The 18,469-nt window shown below is 44.6% G+C and carries 12 protein-coding genes, 2 tRNA genes and 3 rRNA genes; 12 read left to right on the top strand and 5 right to left on the bottom strand.

What is annotated here, in order from left to right; all coding sequences use genetic code 11:
• Window positions 1–78 precede the first annotated feature (78 nt).
• From gcvH to rrf, 7 genes are all read left to right on the top strand, one after another.
• Window positions 79–456: a glycine cleavage system protein GcvH gene (gene gcvH / locus F7R58_RS02440; protein WP_158063381.1), complete on the top strand. Its 378-nt coding sequence runs from the start codon at window positions 79–81 to the stop codon at window positions 454–456.
• 55 nt (window positions 457–511) lie between these two features.
• On the top strand, window positions 512–802 hold the full coding sequence (locus F7R58_RS02445) for a VanZ family protein (RefSeq protein ID WP_187695250.1): 291 nt from the start codon (window positions 512–514) through the stop codon (window positions 800–802).
• Between the two features lie 654 nt (window positions 803–1,456).
• A 16S ribosomal RNA gene (locus tag F7R58_RS02450) occupies window positions 1,457–2,973 on the top strand.
• A gap of 206 nt (window positions 2,974–3,179) precedes the next feature.
• A tRNA-Ile gene (locus F7R58_RS02455) sits at window positions 3,180–3,253 on the top strand.
• Window positions 3,254–3,345: 92 nt separating this feature from the next.
• Window positions 3,346–3,419, top strand: a tRNA-Ala gene (locus F7R58_RS02460).
• 209 nt (window positions 3,420–3,628) lie between these two features.
• Window positions 3,629–6,395 (top strand): 23S ribosomal RNA (locus F7R58_RS02465).
• A gap of 186 nt (window positions 6,396–6,581) precedes the next feature.
• Window positions 6,582–6,689 (top strand): 5S ribosomal RNA (rrf, locus tag F7R58_RS02470).
• Together the 16S, 23S and 5S rRNA genes with 2 tRNA genes alongside form the textbook arrangement of a ribosomal RNA operon.
• 686 nt (window positions 6,690–7,375) lie before the next feature.
• Here rrf and F7R58_RS02475 read toward each other — a convergent pair.
• From F7R58_RS02475 to F7R58_RS02490, 4 genes are all read right to left on the bottom strand, one after another.
• The gene (locus F7R58_RS02475; protein WP_158063383.1) at window positions 7,376–9,004 is read right to left on the bottom strand and encodes an acyl-CoA carboxylase subunit beta; all 1,629 of its coding nucleotides are present in this window, start codon (window positions 9,002–9,004) and stop codon (window positions 7,376–7,378) included.
• A gap of 276 nt (window positions 9,005–9,280) precedes the next feature.
• Window positions 9,281–9,913 carry a trimeric intracellular cation channel family protein gene (locus F7R58_RS02480; RefSeq protein ID WP_158065351.1) on the bottom strand — a complete coding sequence of 211 codons (633 nt, stop codon included), beginning with the start codon at window positions 9,911–9,913 and terminating at the stop codon, window positions 9,281–9,283.
• Between the two features lie 23 nt (window positions 9,914–9,936).
• Window positions 9,937–10,398: a pantetheine-phosphate adenylyltransferase gene (coaD, locus tag F7R58_RS02485; protein ID WP_158063384.1), complete on the bottom strand. Its 462-nt coding sequence runs from the start codon at window positions 10,396–10,398 to the stop codon at window positions 9,937–9,939.
• A gap of 1 nt (window position 10,399) precedes the next feature.
• Entirely contained in the window at window positions 10,400–11,392 is a 993-nt protein-coding gene (locus F7R58_RS02490; RefSeq protein ID WP_158063385.1) for a D-alanine--D-alanine ligase, read from the bottom strand.
• Between the two features lie 169 nt (window positions 11,393–11,561).
• Between F7R58_RS02490 and F7R58_RS02495 the strand changes: the two genes are divergently transcribed.
• From F7R58_RS02495 to murI, 5 genes are all read left to right on the top strand, one after another.
• Window positions 11,562–12,629: a PASTA domain-containing protein gene (locus F7R58_RS02495; RefSeq protein WP_158063386.1), complete on the top strand. Its 1,068-nt coding sequence runs from the start codon at window positions 11,562–11,564 to the stop codon at window positions 12,627–12,629.
• 49 nt (window positions 12,630–12,678) lie between these two features.
• Window positions 12,679–13,737: an RluA family pseudouridine synthase gene (locus F7R58_RS02500; RefSeq protein ID WP_158063387.1), complete on the top strand. Its 1,059-nt coding sequence runs from the start codon at window positions 12,679–12,681 to the stop codon at window positions 13,735–13,737.
• A 51-nt stretch (window positions 13,738–13,788) separates the two neighbouring features.
• Window positions 13,789–14,736, top strand: a complete 948-nt coding sequence (locus F7R58_RS02505; protein WP_158063388.1) for a PorP/SprF family type IX secretion system membrane protein — start codon at window positions 13,789–13,791, stop codon at window positions 14,734–14,736.
• 51 nt (window positions 14,737–14,787) lie between these two features.
• On the top strand, window positions 14,788–15,912 hold the full coding sequence (gene hemW, locus F7R58_RS02510; protein WP_158063389.1) for a radical SAM family heme chaperone HemW: 1,125 nt from the start codon (window positions 14,788–14,790) through the stop codon (window positions 15,910–15,912).
• Between the two features lie 76 nt (window positions 15,913–15,988).
• The gene (gene murI, locus F7R58_RS02515) at window positions 15,989–16,819 is read left to right on the top strand and encodes a glutamate racemase (protein WP_158063390.1); all 831 of its coding nucleotides are present in this window, start codon (window positions 15,989–15,991) and stop codon (window positions 16,817–16,819) included.
• A gap of 60 nt (window positions 16,820–16,879) precedes the next feature.
• Here the strand turns inward: murI and F7R58_RS02520 are convergent, their stop codons facing one another.
• The gene (locus tag F7R58_RS02520) at window positions 16,880–18,427 is read right to left on the bottom strand and encodes a serine hydrolase (RefSeq protein ID WP_158063391.1); all 1,548 of its coding nucleotides are present in this window, start codon (window positions 18,425–18,427) and stop codon (window positions 16,880–16,882) included.
• Window positions 18,428–18,469 lie beyond the last annotated feature (42 nt).

The raw sequence follows: 18,469 nt of genomic DNA on the forward strand, positions 1-18,469 counted from the left end.
CCTGCCTGTGTTGCAGCAGTTGTGATTTTGCTTGCCGCTCTCAATATCTTTAATTAATTTTGGAGAAATAATTTTAAGATGAACACACCAGCTGAATTAAAGTACACCAAAGACCATGAATGGGTTAGAATTGAAGGTAATACCTGTACCATTGGGATTACAGATTTTGCACAGGGCGAACTGGGCGATATTGTTTTCGTTGATGTTGATACTGTGGATGATGAATTGAGCTCCGGTGATGTTTTTGGCAGTGTAGAGGCAGTTAAAACGGTTTCGGATCTTTATATGCCGGTTTCCGGTACGGTAACTGAGTTTAACAGTGCCCTGGAGGACCAGCCTGAACTTCTTAATACAGATCCTTATGGTGAGGGTTGGATTATAAAAGTTCAGATTGACGGAGATGCGGATCAGTCTTCTCTGATCACAGCAGAGGAATACCAGGCGACACTTGGATAAGGTTTCAAAGATATTTGTTAAGATTTTGCCCATTTATTGGGCATTTCTTACTTATATGCTTTTAAGGCCTGGCAGTCAGAACGTGGATTACTGGTTTGTATTTCAGGGAATAGATAAGATCATTCATCTGTCCACTTTTATTGTTCTGGGATTTAGCTTCATGGCAGCCTTTCCAAAAACCAGGTTCAGTAACTTCATTATGATTATGTTTATTTATGCAGTGCTTACAGAGATACTGCAGGATCAGATGAAACTGGGCAGGTCTATGGAGCTTTATGATCTTCTCGCTGACACGGCGGGCGTATTGCTCGGGCGGCTGCTCTTCAATAAAACCAAACAGTTTTAGATATAACGTGATTCCGGCTCCAGCCGGAATTTTTTATAGTTATCTATTTCTGCCGAGGGCGGATTTAAAGGGGGTTTTAACGGGTTAATTTTAAAGTTGTAGATCCATTTACACTTTGTGGAAAACTGTTACCCTGTTGTAACGGTCTGTATATAAGCGTTTAATCACAATATTTATCCACAATTCGGTCTCCTGTTGTTAATTTATTTGCAAAGTGGGATTTTGTTACCATATCTTTGCAGTCACTTAACAGTGGAGCAGAAGTAGTATAAATATACAGGGTTAAAAAAATATTTAATATTTTTCTTGTGTAGTTAAAATTAAGTTGTACTTTTGCAGTCCCAATTCGAGGTAACGAGAAAGGGGAAGCGCAGGAGAGACTTAAGGGTCAGATTTGAGAGAGAAGTTTATTATAAGGCGGTTAGTTGCTGATTGAAACAGTGGTTAATTCGGGCTTAAAAATTTCTTAAAAAAAGATTTGGTCATTTAAAAAATAGTTTATACTTTTGCACTCGCAATTCAGAGGCACAACGACAGAAGATGCGTCTGGAAATAAAGCGAAGAGAAGAGAGATCATTGACATACAAATAACAACCAAAAAAAGTAAGGAAAAACCAAAGCGTCAATAACTTTGAGTGAGCGTAAGACAAACATACAATGGAGAGTTTGATCCTGGCTCAGGATGAACGCTAGCGGGAGGCCTAACACATGCAAGCCGAGCGGTATTTCTTCTTCGGAAGAGAGAGAGCGGCGTACGGGTGCGTAACACGTGTGCAACCTGCCTTTATCTGGGGGATAGCCTTTCGAAAGGAAGATTAATACCCCATAATATAATGACTGGCATCAGTTACTATTGAAAACTCCGGTGGATAGAGATGGGCACGCGCAAGATTAGATAGTTGGTGAGGTAACGGCTCACCAAGTCAATGATCTTTAGGGGGCCTGAGAGGGTGATCCCCCACACTGGTACTGAGACACGGACCAGACTCCTACGGGAGGCAGCAGTGAGGAATATTGGACAATGGGTGAGAGCCTGATCCAGCCATCCCGCGTGAAGGACGACGGCCCTATGGGTTGTAAACTTCTTTTGTACAGGGATAAACCTACCCTCGTGAGGGTAGCTGAAGGTACTGTACGAATAAGCACCGGCTAACTCCGTGCCAGCAGCCGCGGTAATACGGAGGGTGCAAGCGTTATCCGGATTTATTGGGTTTAAAGGGTCCGTAGGCGGGCCCGTAAGTCAGTGGTGAAATCTCGCAGCTTAACTGTGAAACTGCCATTGATACTGCGGGTCTTGAGTAAATTTGAAGTGGCTGGAATAAGTAGTGTAGCGGTGAAATGCATAGATATTACTTAGAACACCAATTGCGAAGGCAGGTCACTAAGATTTAACTGACGCTGATGGACGAAAGCGTGGGGAGCGAACAGGATTAGATACCCTGGTAGTCCACGCCGTAAACGATGCTAACTCGTTTTTGGATTTTCGGATTCAGAGACCAAGCGAAAGTGATAAGTTAGCCACCTGGGGAGTACGAACGCAAGTTTGAAACTCAAAGGAATTGACGGGGGCCCGCACAAGCGGTGGATTATGTGGTTTAATTCGATGATACGCGAGGAACCTTACCAAGACTTAAATGGGAATTGACAGATCTGGAAACAGATTCTCCTTCGGGCAATTTTCAAGGTGCTGCATGGTTGTCGTCAGCTCGTGCCGTGAGGTGTTAGGTTAAGTCCTGCAACGAGCGCAACCCCTGTCACTAGTTGCTAACATTCAGTTGAGGACTCTAGTGAGACTGCCTACGCAAGTAGAGAGGAAGGTGGGGATGACGTCAAATCATCACGGCCCTTACGTCTTGGGCCACACACGTAATACAATGGCCGGTACAGAGGGCAGCTACACAGCGATGTGATGCAAATCTCGAAAGCCGGTCTCAGTTCGGATTGGAGTCTGCAACTCGACTCTATGAAGCTGGAATCGCTAGTAATCGCGCATCAGCCATGGCGCGGTGAATACGTTCCCGGGCCTTGTACACACCGCCCGTCAAGCCATGGAAGTTTGGGGTACCTGAAGTCGGTGACCGTAAAAGGAGCTGCCTAGGGTAAAACAAGTAACTAGGGCTAAGTCGTAACAAGGTAGCCGTACCGGAAGGTGCGGCTGGAACATCTCATTTTAGAGACTATACGTCACAACTAATTAGGTACGCAAGTACCACAAGCACTCACTTAGAGGATGCTTTGGTTTTTTTACTTTGGTTGCTTATTAAACAATACACCCACTAGAAATTAGTAATAGGGAAGAGATACAAGAGCCAGGAGCCAAGAGTCAAGACAAAAAAGTCTTGTATCTTGAATCTTGATTCTGGAAGTCTGAAAAGACAGTCTCGTAGCTCAGCTGGTTAGAGCGCTACACTGATAATGTAGAGGTCGGCAGTTCGAGCCTGCCCGAGACTACTAATTACAAGACGGGAGATTAAAAGACAAGAGATGGGAGACGAGAAAAGTCTCAGATCTCAAATCTAAACATCTCAAGTCTAAAACTAGAGGGGGAATTAGCTCAGCTGGCTAGAGCGCCTGCCTTGCACGCAGGAGGTCAAGGGTTCGACTCCCTTATTCTCCACAGTTTTATAAGTTTGATTTAAAAGTTACGGATAGAGCCAAAAACAATATCCGTTCATCAGGCTAATAAGAAGAAAAAAGATCATTGACATTAACGGTAAGAACATCACAAAGAGAAAACCGAGCACCTGCGGGTGTGAAAGTTTACAAAATAAAAGGCAGCACGGTTGTGCTGTTATTAAAAATACTTAAACTAATAAAAATATTAGGAAAGAAATCGTTAAGGGCGTATGGCGGATGCCTAGGCTTTCAGAGGCGAAGAAGGACGTGGTAAGCTGCGAAAAGCTCGGGGGATTGGCACACACGAATTGATCCCGAGATGTCCGAATGGGGCAACCCGGCTGGTAGAAGACCAGTCACCCGCCGCAAGGCGAGGAGCAAACCCGGAGAACTGAAACATCTAAGTACCCGGAGGAAAAGAAATCGAAGAGATTCCGTAAGTAGTGGCGAGCGAAAGCGGATTAGCCCAAAAGCTTTTATATGTTTAATAGAACGTTTTGGAAAGAACGGCCATAGAGGGTGACAGCCCCGTATATGAAAGGCATACATAAGTGATAAATGAGTAGGGCGGGACACGTGAAATCCTGTCTGAATATGGGGGGACCATCCTCCAAGGCTAAATACTCCTGAAAGACCGATAGTGAACAAGTACTGTGAAGGAAAGGTGAAAAGCACTTCGAATAGAAGGGTGAAAGAGAACCTGAAACCGTACGCCTACAAGCGGTCGGAGCCCACAAGTTGGGTGACGGCGTGCCTTTTGCATAATGAGCCTACGAGTTAATTTTACTAGCGAGGTTAAGCACTTCAGGTGCGGAGCCGGAGCGAAAGCGAGTCTGAACAGGGCGCATAGTTAGTAGGATTAGACGCGAAACCTTGTGATCTACCCATGGGCAGGTTGAAGCTTTGGTAACACAAAGTGGAGGACCGAACCGGTTGACGTTGAAAAGTCTTCGGATGACTTGTGGGTAGGGGTGAAAGGCCAATCAAACTGGGAGATAGCTCGTACTCTCCGAAATGCATTTAGGTGCAGCGTCGATGTTAAGTTTATTAGAGGTAGAGCTACTGATTGGATGCGGGGGAGTCAAATCCTACCAATTCCTGACAAACTCCGAATGCTAATAAATGTTCGTCGGCAGTGAGGGCATGGGTGCTAAGGTCCATGTCCGAGAGGGAAAGAACCCAGACCAACAGCTAAGGTCCCCAAATATATGCTAAGTTGAAATAACGCGGTTGGACTGCATTGACAGCTAGGATGTTGGCTTGGAAGCAGCCATTCATTTAAAGAGTGCGTAACAGCTCACTAGTCGAGCGGTCCGGCATGGATAATAATCGGGCATAAGCATATTACCGAAGCTATGGATTTATAACTATGGAGTTATATCTGGTAGGAGAGCATTCTATTTGCGCAGAAGCAGTACTGTGAGGTATTGTGGAGCGGATAGAAAAGAAAATGTAGGCATAAGTAACGATAAAGCGGGCGAGAAACCCGCTCACCGAAAGACTAAGGTTTCCTCAGCCATGCTAATCAGCTGAGGGTTAGTCGGGACCTAACGCGAACCCGAAAGGGGTAGTGGATGGACATAGGGTTAATATTCCCTAACTTGCTCACATTAAAAAGGGGACGGATTTACGTACTTGCTGGAGACTGACGGAATAGTCAAGGCCTAGCCTTCGGGCGAAGCTGCTGCAGGGAAATAGATTCCAAGAAAAGCCGAAGTGAAGCAACCCGTACCAAAACCGACACAGGTAGTCGAGGAGAGAATCCTAAGGTGCTAGAGTGAATCATGGTTAAGGAACTAGGCAAAATAGTCTCGTAACTTCGGAAGAAGAGACGCCATCAGCAATGGTGGCCGCAGTGAAGAGGCCCAGGCGACTGTTTATCAAAAACACAGGACTCTGCTAAATCGAAAGATGCTGTATAGGGTCTGACACCTGCCCGGTGCTGGAAGGTTAAGGAAGGTGCTTAGGAGCAATCCGAAGGCATTGACTGAAGCCCCAGTAAACGGCGGCCGTAACTATAACGGTCCTAAGGTAGCGAAATTCCTTGTCGGGTAAGTTCCGACCTGCACGAATGGTGTAACGATCTGGGCACTGTCTCAACCATGAGCTCTGTGAAATTGTAGTATCGGTGAAGATGCCGATTACCCGCAATGGGACGAAAAGACCCTGTGAACCTTTACTATAACTTCGTATTGACTTTGAATAAACAATGTGTAGGATAGGTGGGAGACTTTGAAGCCGGCACGCCAGTGTTGGTGGAGTCAACGTTGAAATACCACCCTTTGTTTATTTGGAGCCTAACTCGCCTCGGCGAGGACACTGCGTGGTGGGTAGTTTGACTGGGGTGGTCGCCTCCAAAAGAGTAACGGAGGCTTTCAAAGGTACCCTCAGCACGCTTGGTAACCGTGCGTAGAGTGTAATGGCATAAGGGTGCTTGACTGTGAGACCTACAAGTCGATCAGGTGCGAAAGCAGGACATAGTGATCCGGTGGTTCCGTATGGAAGGGCCATCGCTCATAGGATAAAAGGTACTCCGGGGATAACAGGCTAGTCTCCCCCAAGAGCTCACATCGACGGGGAGGTTCGGCACCTCGATGTCGGCTCGTCACATCCTGGGGCTGGAGAAGGTCCCAAGGGTTGGGCTGTTCGCCCATTAAAGTGGCACGCGAGCTGGGTTCAGAACGTCGTGAGACAGTTCGGTCTCTATCTATTGCGGGCGTTAGATGTTTGAGAGGGCTTGAGTTTAGTACGAGAGGACCGACTTGAACAAACCTCTGGTGTATCTGTTGTGCCGCCAGGCGCACCGCAGAGTAGCTACGTTTGGAAAGGATAAGCACTGAAAGCATATAAGTGCGAAACCTGCCTCAAGATGAGACATCTTTTAAGGGTCGTGGGAGATGACCACGTTGATAGGCTACAGGTGTAAAGTCAGTAATGGCATAGCCGAGTAGTACTAATTACCCGTAGATTTATAGCCTGATATAGGCGCACCCTGCAGGTGCATGCACGGTTATCTCTTTGTGAACGTTTTTATCGATTTTTTAAATCAGACAGAAGATTTAAAGACAAGAGATAAGAGACTAATGTCTCGTGTCTCAAATCTATCCATCTCCAATCTATTTAAATAACATATACTGTACAACCTTTTGTACAAAACAACCTTTAGGGTGGTTTTAGCAGAGGGGCTCACCTGTTCCCATTCCGAACACAGAAGTTAAGCCCTCTAGCGCCGATGGTACTGCGAAAGCGGGAGAGTAGGTCGCCGCCAGTTTTTTTTCATCCGCCTCGCCGGGACACAATCCTCAATCACACACGTGGTTGGGGATTTTTTTGTTTGGTGGAATAAAGAACAAAGAACAAAGAACAAAGAGCAAAGAGCAAAGACTTCAGATATGAGATATTAGAAGTTAGAAGTTAGAGGTTAGAGGTTAGAAGTTAGATATGAGAGTTTAGAAGTTAGATATGCCTGGTTAATCTGCTTACAGCCTACAGCTGATGGCTGACTGCTGACCGCTGATGGCTGACTGCTGGCCGCAGAAACCAATCACCAATCACCAGTCACTAGCCACCAGTCACCAATCACCAACTGCCAGTTAGAAGTGAGATATGAGAGGTTAGGCTGCTTACAGCTTACTGCTTACCGCTTATTGCTTACCGCTTACCGCTTACAGCAGCTATCTGCCCGCTAAATGCTGACCGGAAGACGCAGAAACCAATCACCAGTCACCAATCACCAACGGCCAGTTAGAAGTGAGATATGAGAGGTTAGGCTGCTTACAGCTTCCTGCTTACAGCTTACAGCCTACAGCTGATGGCTGACTGCTGACCGCTGATGGCTGACTGCTGGCCGCAGAAACCAACCACCAGTCACCAATAACCAGTCACCAGCGACCAGCCATCACAAATCAAAAAACCACTCCTTCTGCGGGAGTGGCTCTGTTAGGTCGGCTAAATCAATTACACCTGAATAACGCCTAAGTTGAATTTTTCAGTTATGGGCGCGTGATCTGCTGCCTCAATACCCATTGAAATCCACTTGCGTGTCTCAGTAGGATCAATAATAGCATCCGTCCAAAGTCTTGCCGCAGCATAAGTAGGTTCTGTCTGCTTTTTATAACGTTTTGAAATGGTATCCAGAATCTCCTGATGTTCCTCTTCCGTAATTTCTTTTCCCTGCTTCTTCAGAGTCGATTCCTGGATTTGTGCCAATACTTTGGCAGCCTGCGATCCTCCCATAACCGCCAGGTCTGCCCATGGCCATGCCACGATCAGCCTGGGGTCATACGCTTTGCCACACATTGCATAGTTTCCGGCTCCATAGGAATTTCCGGTAATTACGGTGAACTTCGGAACAACAGAGTTGGCAACCGCATTAACCATCTTAGCGCCGTCTTTAATAATACCACCATGCTCAGATTTGGATCCCACCATAAATCCTGTTACGTCCTGAAGGAAAATTAACGGGATCTTACGCTGGTTACAGTTAGCGATAAAACGCGTGGCTTTGTCCGCAGAATCAGAATAAATTACTCCACCAAACTGCATTTCACCTTTACCGCTTTTTACCAGTTTACGCTGATTAGCTACAATTCCTACGCTCCAGCCATCTATTCTGGCTGTTGCGCAGATGATGGTCTTGCCATAATCCGGTTTATATTCTTCGTATTCGGAATTATCCACCAGACATTTTATTATATCAGCAGTGTCATACTGATCTGTTCTGGAAACAGGCATAATTCCGAAAATATTCTCAATTTTCTCCTTTGGTGGTGCACTTTCAATTCTGCTGAATCCTGCTTTTTCGTAAGATCCAACAGATTTCATAATATTCTTAATCCGGTTTAATGCATCCGCATCATCTTTGGCTTTATAATCGGTCACACCTGAAATCTCGCAGTGTGTTGTTGCACCGCCGAGTGTTTCATTGTCTATATTTTCGCCAATTGCTGCTTTTACAAGATAGCTTCCGGCTAAGAATATAGAACCGCTTTTATCCACTATCATTGCCTCATCACTCATAATCGGCAAGTATGCGCCACCCGCTACACAACTGCCCATCACTGCTGAAATCTGGATGATTCCCATAGCGCTCATCTTGGCATTGTTCCTGAAAATACGTCCGAAATGTTCCTTATCCGGAAATATTTCGTCCTGCATAGGCAGATAAACTCCTGCAGAATCCACAAGATAGATGATAGGTAACCGGTTTTCAATGGAGATTTCCTGTGCACGTAAATTTTTCTTGGCGGTAATCGGAAACCAGGCACCTGCCTTCACGGAAGCATCGTTGGCCACCACAAGGCATTGTTTTCCTGAAACATAACCCATGACAACAACTACGCCGCCACTGGGACAGCCGCCATGTTCTTCATACATTTCAAATCCGGCAAAGCCCCCAATCTCTATAGATTCACGGTCTTTATCCAGAAGATAATCAATCCGCTCACGGGCAGTCATTTTACCCTCCTGTCTCATTTTTTCCAGACGTTTTTCGCCGCCACCTTTTTTAATTTCGGAAAACTGACGGTTTATTTCGGAGAGTTTAAGTTTGTTTTGATCTTCGCGTTTATTAAATTCTAAGTCCATATAAATTTTTCGGTGCTTAAAGATAGCCATTTTCACCTAAAACAGTTCGGAAGAGAGCTCGGGCATTAATGAACTGATGTTGAGTGTGATATGTTAAAAATATTTAACATAATAGTTTTGAAATACTGACAATAATAGCACAATTTTTGCGTTTGAAATAATAACTGAAATCCTGCAAAGGGTACAGTTACAATCCCTAGTTTATTTTTTTAATAGTTTATTAATTGAGGACCCCGGAAGTTTAGTTACTTCCGGGGTTTTCAATGGAGGTTAATATTACATTTCACCGTCATTGGTGTGTGAATAAAATTTCGGCATCTGCCAGTGGTACTTTACCGCCAGCGTCCTGATGACAACAATGAGTAGTATGGTGAAAATTTGAATAAAGGTGAAGGACATGGCGGTGAAATGGAGCATTAGCAGAAAAGTGCCGCCGCCCAGGATACATGCAGTTGCATAGATTTCCTTTCGGAATATGAGCGGAATTCTGTTAAGCAAAGTGTCCCGGATTATTCCTCCAAAGCAACCCGTAATCGTACCAAGGGTTACACAGATTACAGGATGAAGTTGCGCATCCAGCCCTTTCTGAATACCGATTGTAGTAAAAAGTCCCAGGCCCAGACTGTCAAACAGGAAAAGGGTTACCTGAAATTTCTTGTCGAAGTATTTAACCACAAAAGCCAAAACAGCTGCCAGGAAAATGACACTGCAGATAAAGATATCGTGCATCCAGAACACCGGTACACCCAGCAATAGATCCCGAACTGTACCACCGCCTACCGCGGTAATGAAGGCAATTATGAGGACGCCGAAAGGATCAAACCTCTTTTGCATAGCCGCAAAAGCGCCGGACATTGCAAAGGCAATGGTTCCGATGATTTCAATTGCAAAGTTAAAGTTATCGTGAATGTCCAAGTCCGTGACAAATAAGATTAGATGCGTACAGCCGGCGGAACCAGTAGTTTATAATCGCCGCGAAAAGTAATTATTTCCCTTACTATACTACTGCTGATAAAGGATTTTCCGGAAGAGGTAAGGAGGAAGATTGTTTCAATCTTGCGGTCCCTGGTGAGTTCCCGGTTGGTTTGTGCAATTGCTTTTTCAAATTCAAAATCGGCGGGATTTCTAAGGCCACGTAAGATGAAGCTTACATTTTTGCTTTTGCAGTAATCAATGGTAAGGCCTTCAAAATGATCTACCTCAACATTGGGAAAGTCGCTGAATGTCCTTTTTATGAAATCCATTCTCTGTTCCAGTGAGAACATATATTTTTTTTGGGAGTTCTGACCGATGGCGATAATGATTTTGTCGAAAAGGGGAGCTGCACGCTCCACAATATCATAATGTCCCAAAGTGATAGGGTCAAAGGAACCCGGGAATACTGCTGTTCTCATATTAATTATGTTTTTTATTGAGGGCTTTCTGCACTTCATTACCGCAGAGCTGCTGAATGGAAATTCCATAGATCTTTGCCTGCTGCGGCAATATGGATGCCGGTGAGAATCCCGGGTTGGTATTCATTTCCAGCATATAAGGCGTACCATCCATTATTATAAATTCGCTGCGTGAGAAACCACTCATTCCTAAGGATTCGTAGGCTTTTATGGCAATTTCTTCAACCTTCAGACGGGTGTCTGCATCCAAACGGGCCGGAGTGATTTCTTCTGAGGCTCCTTCGTATTTAGCTTCATAATCAAAGAATTCCTTTTGAGGAACGATTTCGGTAATTCCCAGTACAATGGTCTTCCCTTCGAAATCCACAACACCAACTGATACTTCCATACCGTCCAGGGCAGACTCTATAAGTATTTCCTCATCCTGCTCATACGCAAGTTCAAAAGCTCTGTCGAATTCGTCAACGCTTTTGACCTTTGATATACCCAGCGAGGAGCCGCTCTGATTGGGTTTTACAAAGCAGGGTAGGCCAAGCTGTTCAACAATTGAGACAATGTCAGTCCTTTCTCCTTTTCTCAGGTAAATACTTTTTGCAGAAGGTATTCCATATTTGCTCAGTACCGCGAGTGTATCTTTCTTGTTAAATGTAAGTGCGCTCTGATAGAAACTGCAGCCGGTATATCTCTGGCCTATGATGTCCCAGTAAGCCTGAAGTTCACCGTTCTCGCCAGGTCTTCCGTGAATGATGTTGAAGCAGACATCAAATTTCACTTTATAACCGCTGTCCAGATCCACGCTGAAGTCTGATTTATTGATTTCCACCTTCACATTATGATCATCTACAAAGTACCACTTCTCTTTAAGGATCACTACCCTGTATACATTATAAAGTTCACGGTCCAGCGACTCGTAGATAAGTTGCCCGCTTTTCAGGGAAACCACGTATTCATCAGAATAACCGCCCATTACAACGGCCACATTTTTCTTGTCCATAATAAATCACACAGTGAGGAGGCAAATTTACAGAAATTGTTTATTTATAATCCGACAGCAGGCTAATTTAGTGACCTAATGTGCAGTAAAGGTACGCAGGCGCAGCTGATTGCAGTGAAACATTCTAAAATTATTATTTATATTTGCCGCTACATTTAAAGTAAAAACCATGCTGAAATCACTTTTCCATTGGAAAGTTCTGGTAAACCTTGTGCTGGCCGCAGTAATCTTCATCGGCCTGGTATGGCTGACCTTTCGCTGGTTGGAGCTCCATACCAATCACGGTAAGGAAATACCGGTTCCCAATGTAATGAACAGGTCTGTTCATGAAGCTATCAAGATCCTGGATGACCAGGGATTGGAATATAAGGTGGACAGCGGTACATATGATCCAAAGTACAAACCATTTCAGGTACTTAATATGTTTCCCAAGCCGGGTTCCCGCGTGAAGAACGGCCGTATAATAGAAGTTCGTGTGAACCCGCGTACATGGGGTAAAGTTACTATTCCTGATATTCTGGACCGTTACAAAGGCCTGGCGTTCCGCCGTCTGGCGCAGGTGGGTCTTAAAGTCGGTGATACCATATTTGAGCCAAGCATACAGAGAGATGCAGTGATCCGAATGCTTCATAACGGCGTGGTAATAAAACCGGGCAGCCAGCTCCCTAGATTTTCCACCATTGACCTGGTGATCGGTGCAGGTCCGAAAAGGAATATTGCAATCCCAAACCTGGTGGGGCTGACAGTTGCTCAGGCGAAAGCCATCGTGGCCAATAATCTTTTTGAAATAGGTCTTGTGGAATACGAGGACGGTAAAGGTGATGATACTGATATAGTGTATTATCAGGATCCTGCAGGCGGCGACCTTCGTGACCAGGGGATGCAGGTAGACCTCTGGGCGAGTAAAAAATCGCCTGCTGAAATGAGCGGAAGGATTTCCCAGCTCAATTCCATGTACAGGGTAAAGATTGATACTACGCTTCCGCCGGTAAGGTATGAGGAAATTCCTGTTTATCAGGAGCCTACATTTGAAGCCCCACGCAGGCAACCTGCGGAACCGAAACCTGCAACTCCAACTTCGCCCACGAATACACCTGCGGAAAATACTTCAAAAAAACCTTCCAATAATTCTGGAACGGCCGTACCTAAGTCAGAACCTGCCAGCGGTAAACAACCAGCTGCAACTCCTGCCAACAAAACTGCCGAAAAGCCCAAAGTAAAGAAAGTGGTAGAGTAATAGTAAATTACCGGGGTTTCAGCATCTGCGAAGCCTGTATTAAACTAATATGTTAGAGGATAGCGAAGAATTATTTGAAGAAGACTTGCCGGAATCCGAAGCGGATAGCGGTGAAAACAGTGGGCTGTTTGAACATCTGAGCTTAAAGGTAGACAGAGGACAGGAACCTTTGCGGATAGACAAGTACCTGCTTAACTTCCGCCAGAATTCTTCAAGAAATAAAATTTCCCAAACCTGCCGGGCCGGCAATGTGGTTGTGAACGGGAGTGTGGTCAAGCAAAACTACAGGGTGAAACCCGGAGATGAAATCTCTGTTCTGCTGGCGCGTCCGCCGCGGGTAAATGTAGTTGTGCCGCAGGAAATTCCGATTAATATTATTTACGAAGATGACGACCTGGTTGTTGTAGACAAAGAAGCGGGAATGGTGGTTCATCCGGGCCACGGCAACTGGGACGGAACCCTGGTTAATGCCCTGGCGTTCCACTTTGAAAAGAACGGCGTAAAGTCCGATCTGGACCGCGTGGGTCTGGTTCACAGGATAGATAAAGATACCTCCGGGCTTCTGGTAGTGGCTAAGAACGAGTATGCACTTAGCTTTCTAGCCAAGCAGTTTTTTGACCGCAAAACAAAAAGGCTCTACTGGGCTTTTGTGTGGGGTAATATGGAAAATGATGAAGGAACCATTACCGGGCATATTGGGAGGCATCCGAAGAACCGTATGCAGATGACAGTGTATGAAGACGGGAGCCAGGGTAAACATGCAGTTTCCCATTACAGGGTGCTGGAGAGGTTCCGGTACATGACCTGGATTGAATGCAAACTGGAAACCGGGCGCACCCATCAGATACGGGCGCATTTCAAACATATTGGTCATACCCTGTTTAATGACGAACGTTACGAAGGTCATATCCCGTTGCGCGGTGAAAACCTGCCCAAATACCGGCAGTTTATCAATAATGTATTTGATATCCTGCCGAGGCATGCCCTTCATGCACATACTTTAGGCTTCGTTCATCCGGTTACAAAGAAGGAAATGTACTTTGAAAGTCCGATGCCCGCAGATATGGATGCCGCGGTAAAAAAATGGAGAAATTATTTAGAAAAATAAAAATATACCAATAAATTTTCTATATTTGTTCAACTGAAATCTTGATTTGTTATGAGAAAACTATATGCTGTTGTTTGTTTCGCCCTATTCTCTGGCGCGTACCAGGCACAGGAAACATTACCATATTATCAGCAATATCTGTTAGACGGTGATTTTCTTTTTAATCCGGCCCAATATGGTAAAACGGATGATGTGCACGTAAATGCAAACTATCAAAAACAGTATTCCTCATTCAGTGAGTCACCTAATGTGCAGTCTGTAGGATTGCATGCCAATATTTTCGACAGGGTGGGTGCCGGTCTTTCTGTTTTCAGAGATCAGAACGGGCCTATCAGCGCAGGTGGTATTACACTGGGAGCTTCCTATTTTATTCCTATCAGTGACGAAGGAACCAGGAAGGATCAGTTCTCTTTCGGTACAAGTGTTACAGCGTATAATATGAATTTTGATTATACCAAGCTTAATACAGACAGCCCTAATGACCCATTGCTTTCCGGCGAAAACAGCATCTTTATGATGTATGCCAATTTCGGTCTTGCGGCAACCTATAAAAACATCTTTGCAGGTGCATCGGTAAACGACATCGCATTAAGTAACGATGAAGCTATTGTAAATAACTACGAACCTTCTCCTATTAAGATTTTCCTTAATCTTGGATACGACTGGGAAATTACAGACGGAATAATCATTACTCCTTCTGCCCTTATGAAACTTGATACCAATTCATCCCTAATGCTGGACGGAAACCTTATGGGAACTGTAGCAACAGATTACAACAGATTCTCTGCCGGAGCAAGTTTCAGATATGTACAGAACAGATTTGACAACCAGACTTTAAGTATTGCACCCGTTGTGAAGGTAAATCTGAACAAAATTATGATTGGTGCTACCTATAACATCGGTCTTTCTGATATTGCCGAATACGGTGGTAACAGTTTTATGATCGGTCTGGGGTATAACTTTGATAACTTCATTAACGTAAGAGGTTACAGATATTAATAAACTACGATTACAATATTTTGGAGCTCCGGTAAAACGGAGCTTTTTTTTATGATTTACCTCCATATTCCATTCTGCAAACAGAAATGCAGTTACTGTAATTTTCATTTTTCCACTTCGTTACGCGGTAAAGAGGAGATGCTGCAGGCTATTAAGAAGGAATTATTCCTCAGGAAAGAGGAGCTGGATAACAAAGTCCTGAAATCACTTTATTTTGGTGGCGGAACACCTTCGGTACTTACTGGGGATGAGATCAAAGGCTTAATTGATGAAGTGTTGAGATATTATTCCTTTGCGGATGATATTGAAATCACCCTTGAAGCTAATCCGGATGACCTTGACGGTATTTTTGTTAAAGAGTTGTCCTCCACCGCAATCAACAGGTTATCTATTGGTACCCAAAGCTTTTTCGATGATGACCTGAGACTCATGAACCGCGCACACAATGCATCGGAAGCTGATGCCTCGATAAAGCGTGCGCAGGATTATGGTTTTGAAAATTTAAGTATTGACCTGATATACGGTTCTCCAACTTCCAGTCTGACCATGTGGAAAGAGAATCTTAACCGTGCGGTGGCCCTTCAGGTCCCTCACATATCGTCGTACGCGCTCACTGTGGAACCGAAAACTGCACTGGAAAATTGGGTGCGAACCCAAAAAATAACTGCACCTGCTGAAGAGGAGCAAAATGAGGAGTTCCACTATATGTGCAGTTTCCTTAAAGAAAACGGTTTTGAACATTATGAGATTTCAAATTTCGCCAAACCCGGTTTTCATTCCCGGCACAATGCTGCCTACTGGCAGTATGAACCTTATTTAGGAATAGGCCCCTCGGCCCATTCTTACGATGGCCTGAACAGGCGTAGCTGGAATGCGGCCAATAATGCTTTTTATATAAAAAATCTTGAAGCAGGAATATTGCCTGCCGAAGCTGAACACCTTCAGGAAAAAGACCGTTTCAACGAAATGCTTATGATCGGACTGCGGACCGTTTGGGGTGTAGATTTGCACAGACTTAGCCGGAATTTCAGTCCGGAAATTCTTCAAGGCTTTAATCAGGACGTTGCCGGTAAAATTTCTGAGGGAATTCTGAAGATCGAAAAAGACCACCTCTTAATTCCGGAGGAGCATTGGTTCATGGCAGACGGTATTGCTTCGGATCTCTTCGTACTTTAATAATATGGCTTAGGCAGAACCATATGGTTGGCACGTTTAAAAAATCGTTATTTTTGCAGTTAAATATCCATTATCCTTGAAAAAGCAGAAAGAGGACTATTCCCACCTTCAGGCCAGTCAGCCTATTGGCATTTTCGATTCCGGCGTTGGCGGACTTACGGTTGCCCGGGAAATAAAAAGGATGCTTCCGCAGGAAAACCTCATCTATTTCGGCGATACCAAGCATCTGCCGTACGGCGACAAATCACGGGATGCCATCATTGGATATTCAACAAAGATCACGAACTTCCTGCTGGAAAAGAACTGTAAAGCCATTGTAGTGGCCTGTAATACTGCTACTGCCAATGCGCTGAACCAGGTTCTGGACATTGTGGACCGAAAAGTTCCTGTAATCGACGTAATTCATCCTGTAGCCGAAAAAGTCGCTTACGAAATCCATAATAATGTAGGCGTAATTGCAACCAAAGCTACCGTAAGTTCAGGTCTTTACCGCAAGAGCATCCGTAAGCATAATAAATTTATCAAAGTGGATGAGCTTGCAACCCCACTTCTCGTTCCTGCGATTGAAGAAGGATTCAGGAACCATCCTATAACCAATGCCATTATCTATAATTACCTGAGTAACAGCAAGCTTAAAAACATTGAAACGCTAATTCTGGGCTGCACGCATTATCCGCTGCTTATGGCCGAAATAAAACAGTTTTATGGCAACCGCGTTCGGGTCATTGATTCGCCGAGTATTGTGGCTACCCAGCTTAAACATATACTGGACAAGCACCGTCTGCTGAACAGTGATAACGCCAGTCCGAGCTATGAATTCTTTGTATCTGACCTGACGAAGAATTTCGAAAAAATATCAAAGAAAATATTTGGAAATTCAATTAAGCTTGAGCTAAAAGTGCTTTAAATAATAAGCGGGGAAATGAGTCATCATCTCCCCGCTTATTCCTTTCCTGTTTAAAAGTTATTATTTCTTTTTCAGATCCAGGTCTTCAAAATCGAAGCTGAAATCGGTGATGTCGGAAATTGGTTTAAGGGTCGCACTCTGTGCTTTGCCGTTCTCATCCAGGCTGAAATTGATGAAAGCGTCGGCGTCATAACTGCGGTCGTCCCATTTAATAATCATCACATTTGGAGTATACGGGATAAGTTCACCTTTCAAACGCGGCGAATTCTGACAAACTATTCTGTAGGTTTTGCCGTCGTGGGTAATATTAATATCGCCAAACCATTTGTCATTATAGGTTCCGGTAATCTGTTCCGGCCTGATCTGCTGATTTTTCAGTTTGGCAAACGCTGAAGATTTCGCAAACACTTCTTTCTTGCCTTTTTCTATTTCCGCATTGTATTTCGCCATACGGTCTCCATATGTTTTCAGCCAGTTCTGGTCGGGCATGCCCAGGTAAGAATCCTTAACTGTATTTGTAATTGTGCTGAAGGCGGCACCGCTTTGCTGGTTGGTAAGTACCACAATACCCAGTTTCAAATCCGGAATCAGTGTAAACTGAGTAACTGTGCCTATCAGTCCGCCGGTATGATAGACTTGCTTGTGTCCTTTCACATCGGTGAGAAACCATCCCAGGCCATAGCCCGCAAAATTGGAATGATAGGTGTTCTTGAGTGCTACCGGTGTAGAGATCTGAAGATTCCACAGTTGCTGGATTTGTTTGTCCGAAACAAGTTTTTTGCCGTCTTTGGTCGTGAAGCCGTTCATCAGGAAATCAGCCCAGGTCAACATATCTGTTATATTGCTGATGATGCCACCGGCAGCATCGGCGGTCTCGTTCCAGTCGTGCGGAACCATAACTGCTTTACCGTTTACAGGCGCATGAGCATCTATGATGTTGGTTACTCCGGCCTTTTTAGCGCGGTTATAGGATCCGTAGCTGGCGTTCATTCCCACAGGTTTCAGAATTCTCTGTTCAATAAATTCTGCCCAGGTTAAACCTGAAATACGCGTAATTACCTCGCCGGCCACAATGAACATAATGTTGTTATAATCCAGCGTGGAGCGGAAACGGTTTTCGGGTTTCAGATACCTTACGTTATGAACTATATCCTTCACGGTAAGGTTTCCACCTTCCGGGAAGAACATAAGGTCGCCCTGGCCCAGTCCCAGTCCGGTTCTGTGCGTGACAAGGTCCTTTATTGTAACCTCATGAGTAAGATACGGGTCATACATCTGGAATTCCGGAATGTATTTGGTCACTTTATCGTCCCAGTTCAGTTTGCCTTCATCCGCCAGGATGGCAAGTGCCGTGCCGGTAAAGCCTTTGGAGTTGGAAGCAATGCCGACCAGGGTATTTGCATCCATCTTATTCCGGGCAGCCAATGAATTCACGCCGAAACCTTTAGCATAGATTATTTTACCCTCTTTTATGATTCCTACAGACATTCCCGGGACATCAAAAGTCTTCAGGGTATTTTGAATGAGTTCATCCAGTTTTTTTTCTTCCACCTGCCCAAAGGAGAGTAGGGAAAGTAGGATAAGGAGAAAGGAAAAGTTCTTCTTCATTTATAATAATTTTCTCAAAGATAACTGAATTCATTAACTTTG

Origin of the sequence: Chryseobacterium sp. (assembly GCF_008831505.1) — a bacterium.
Taxonomy (GTDB): Bacteria; Bacteroidota; Bacteroidia; order Flavobacteriales; family Weeksellaceae; genus Marnyiella.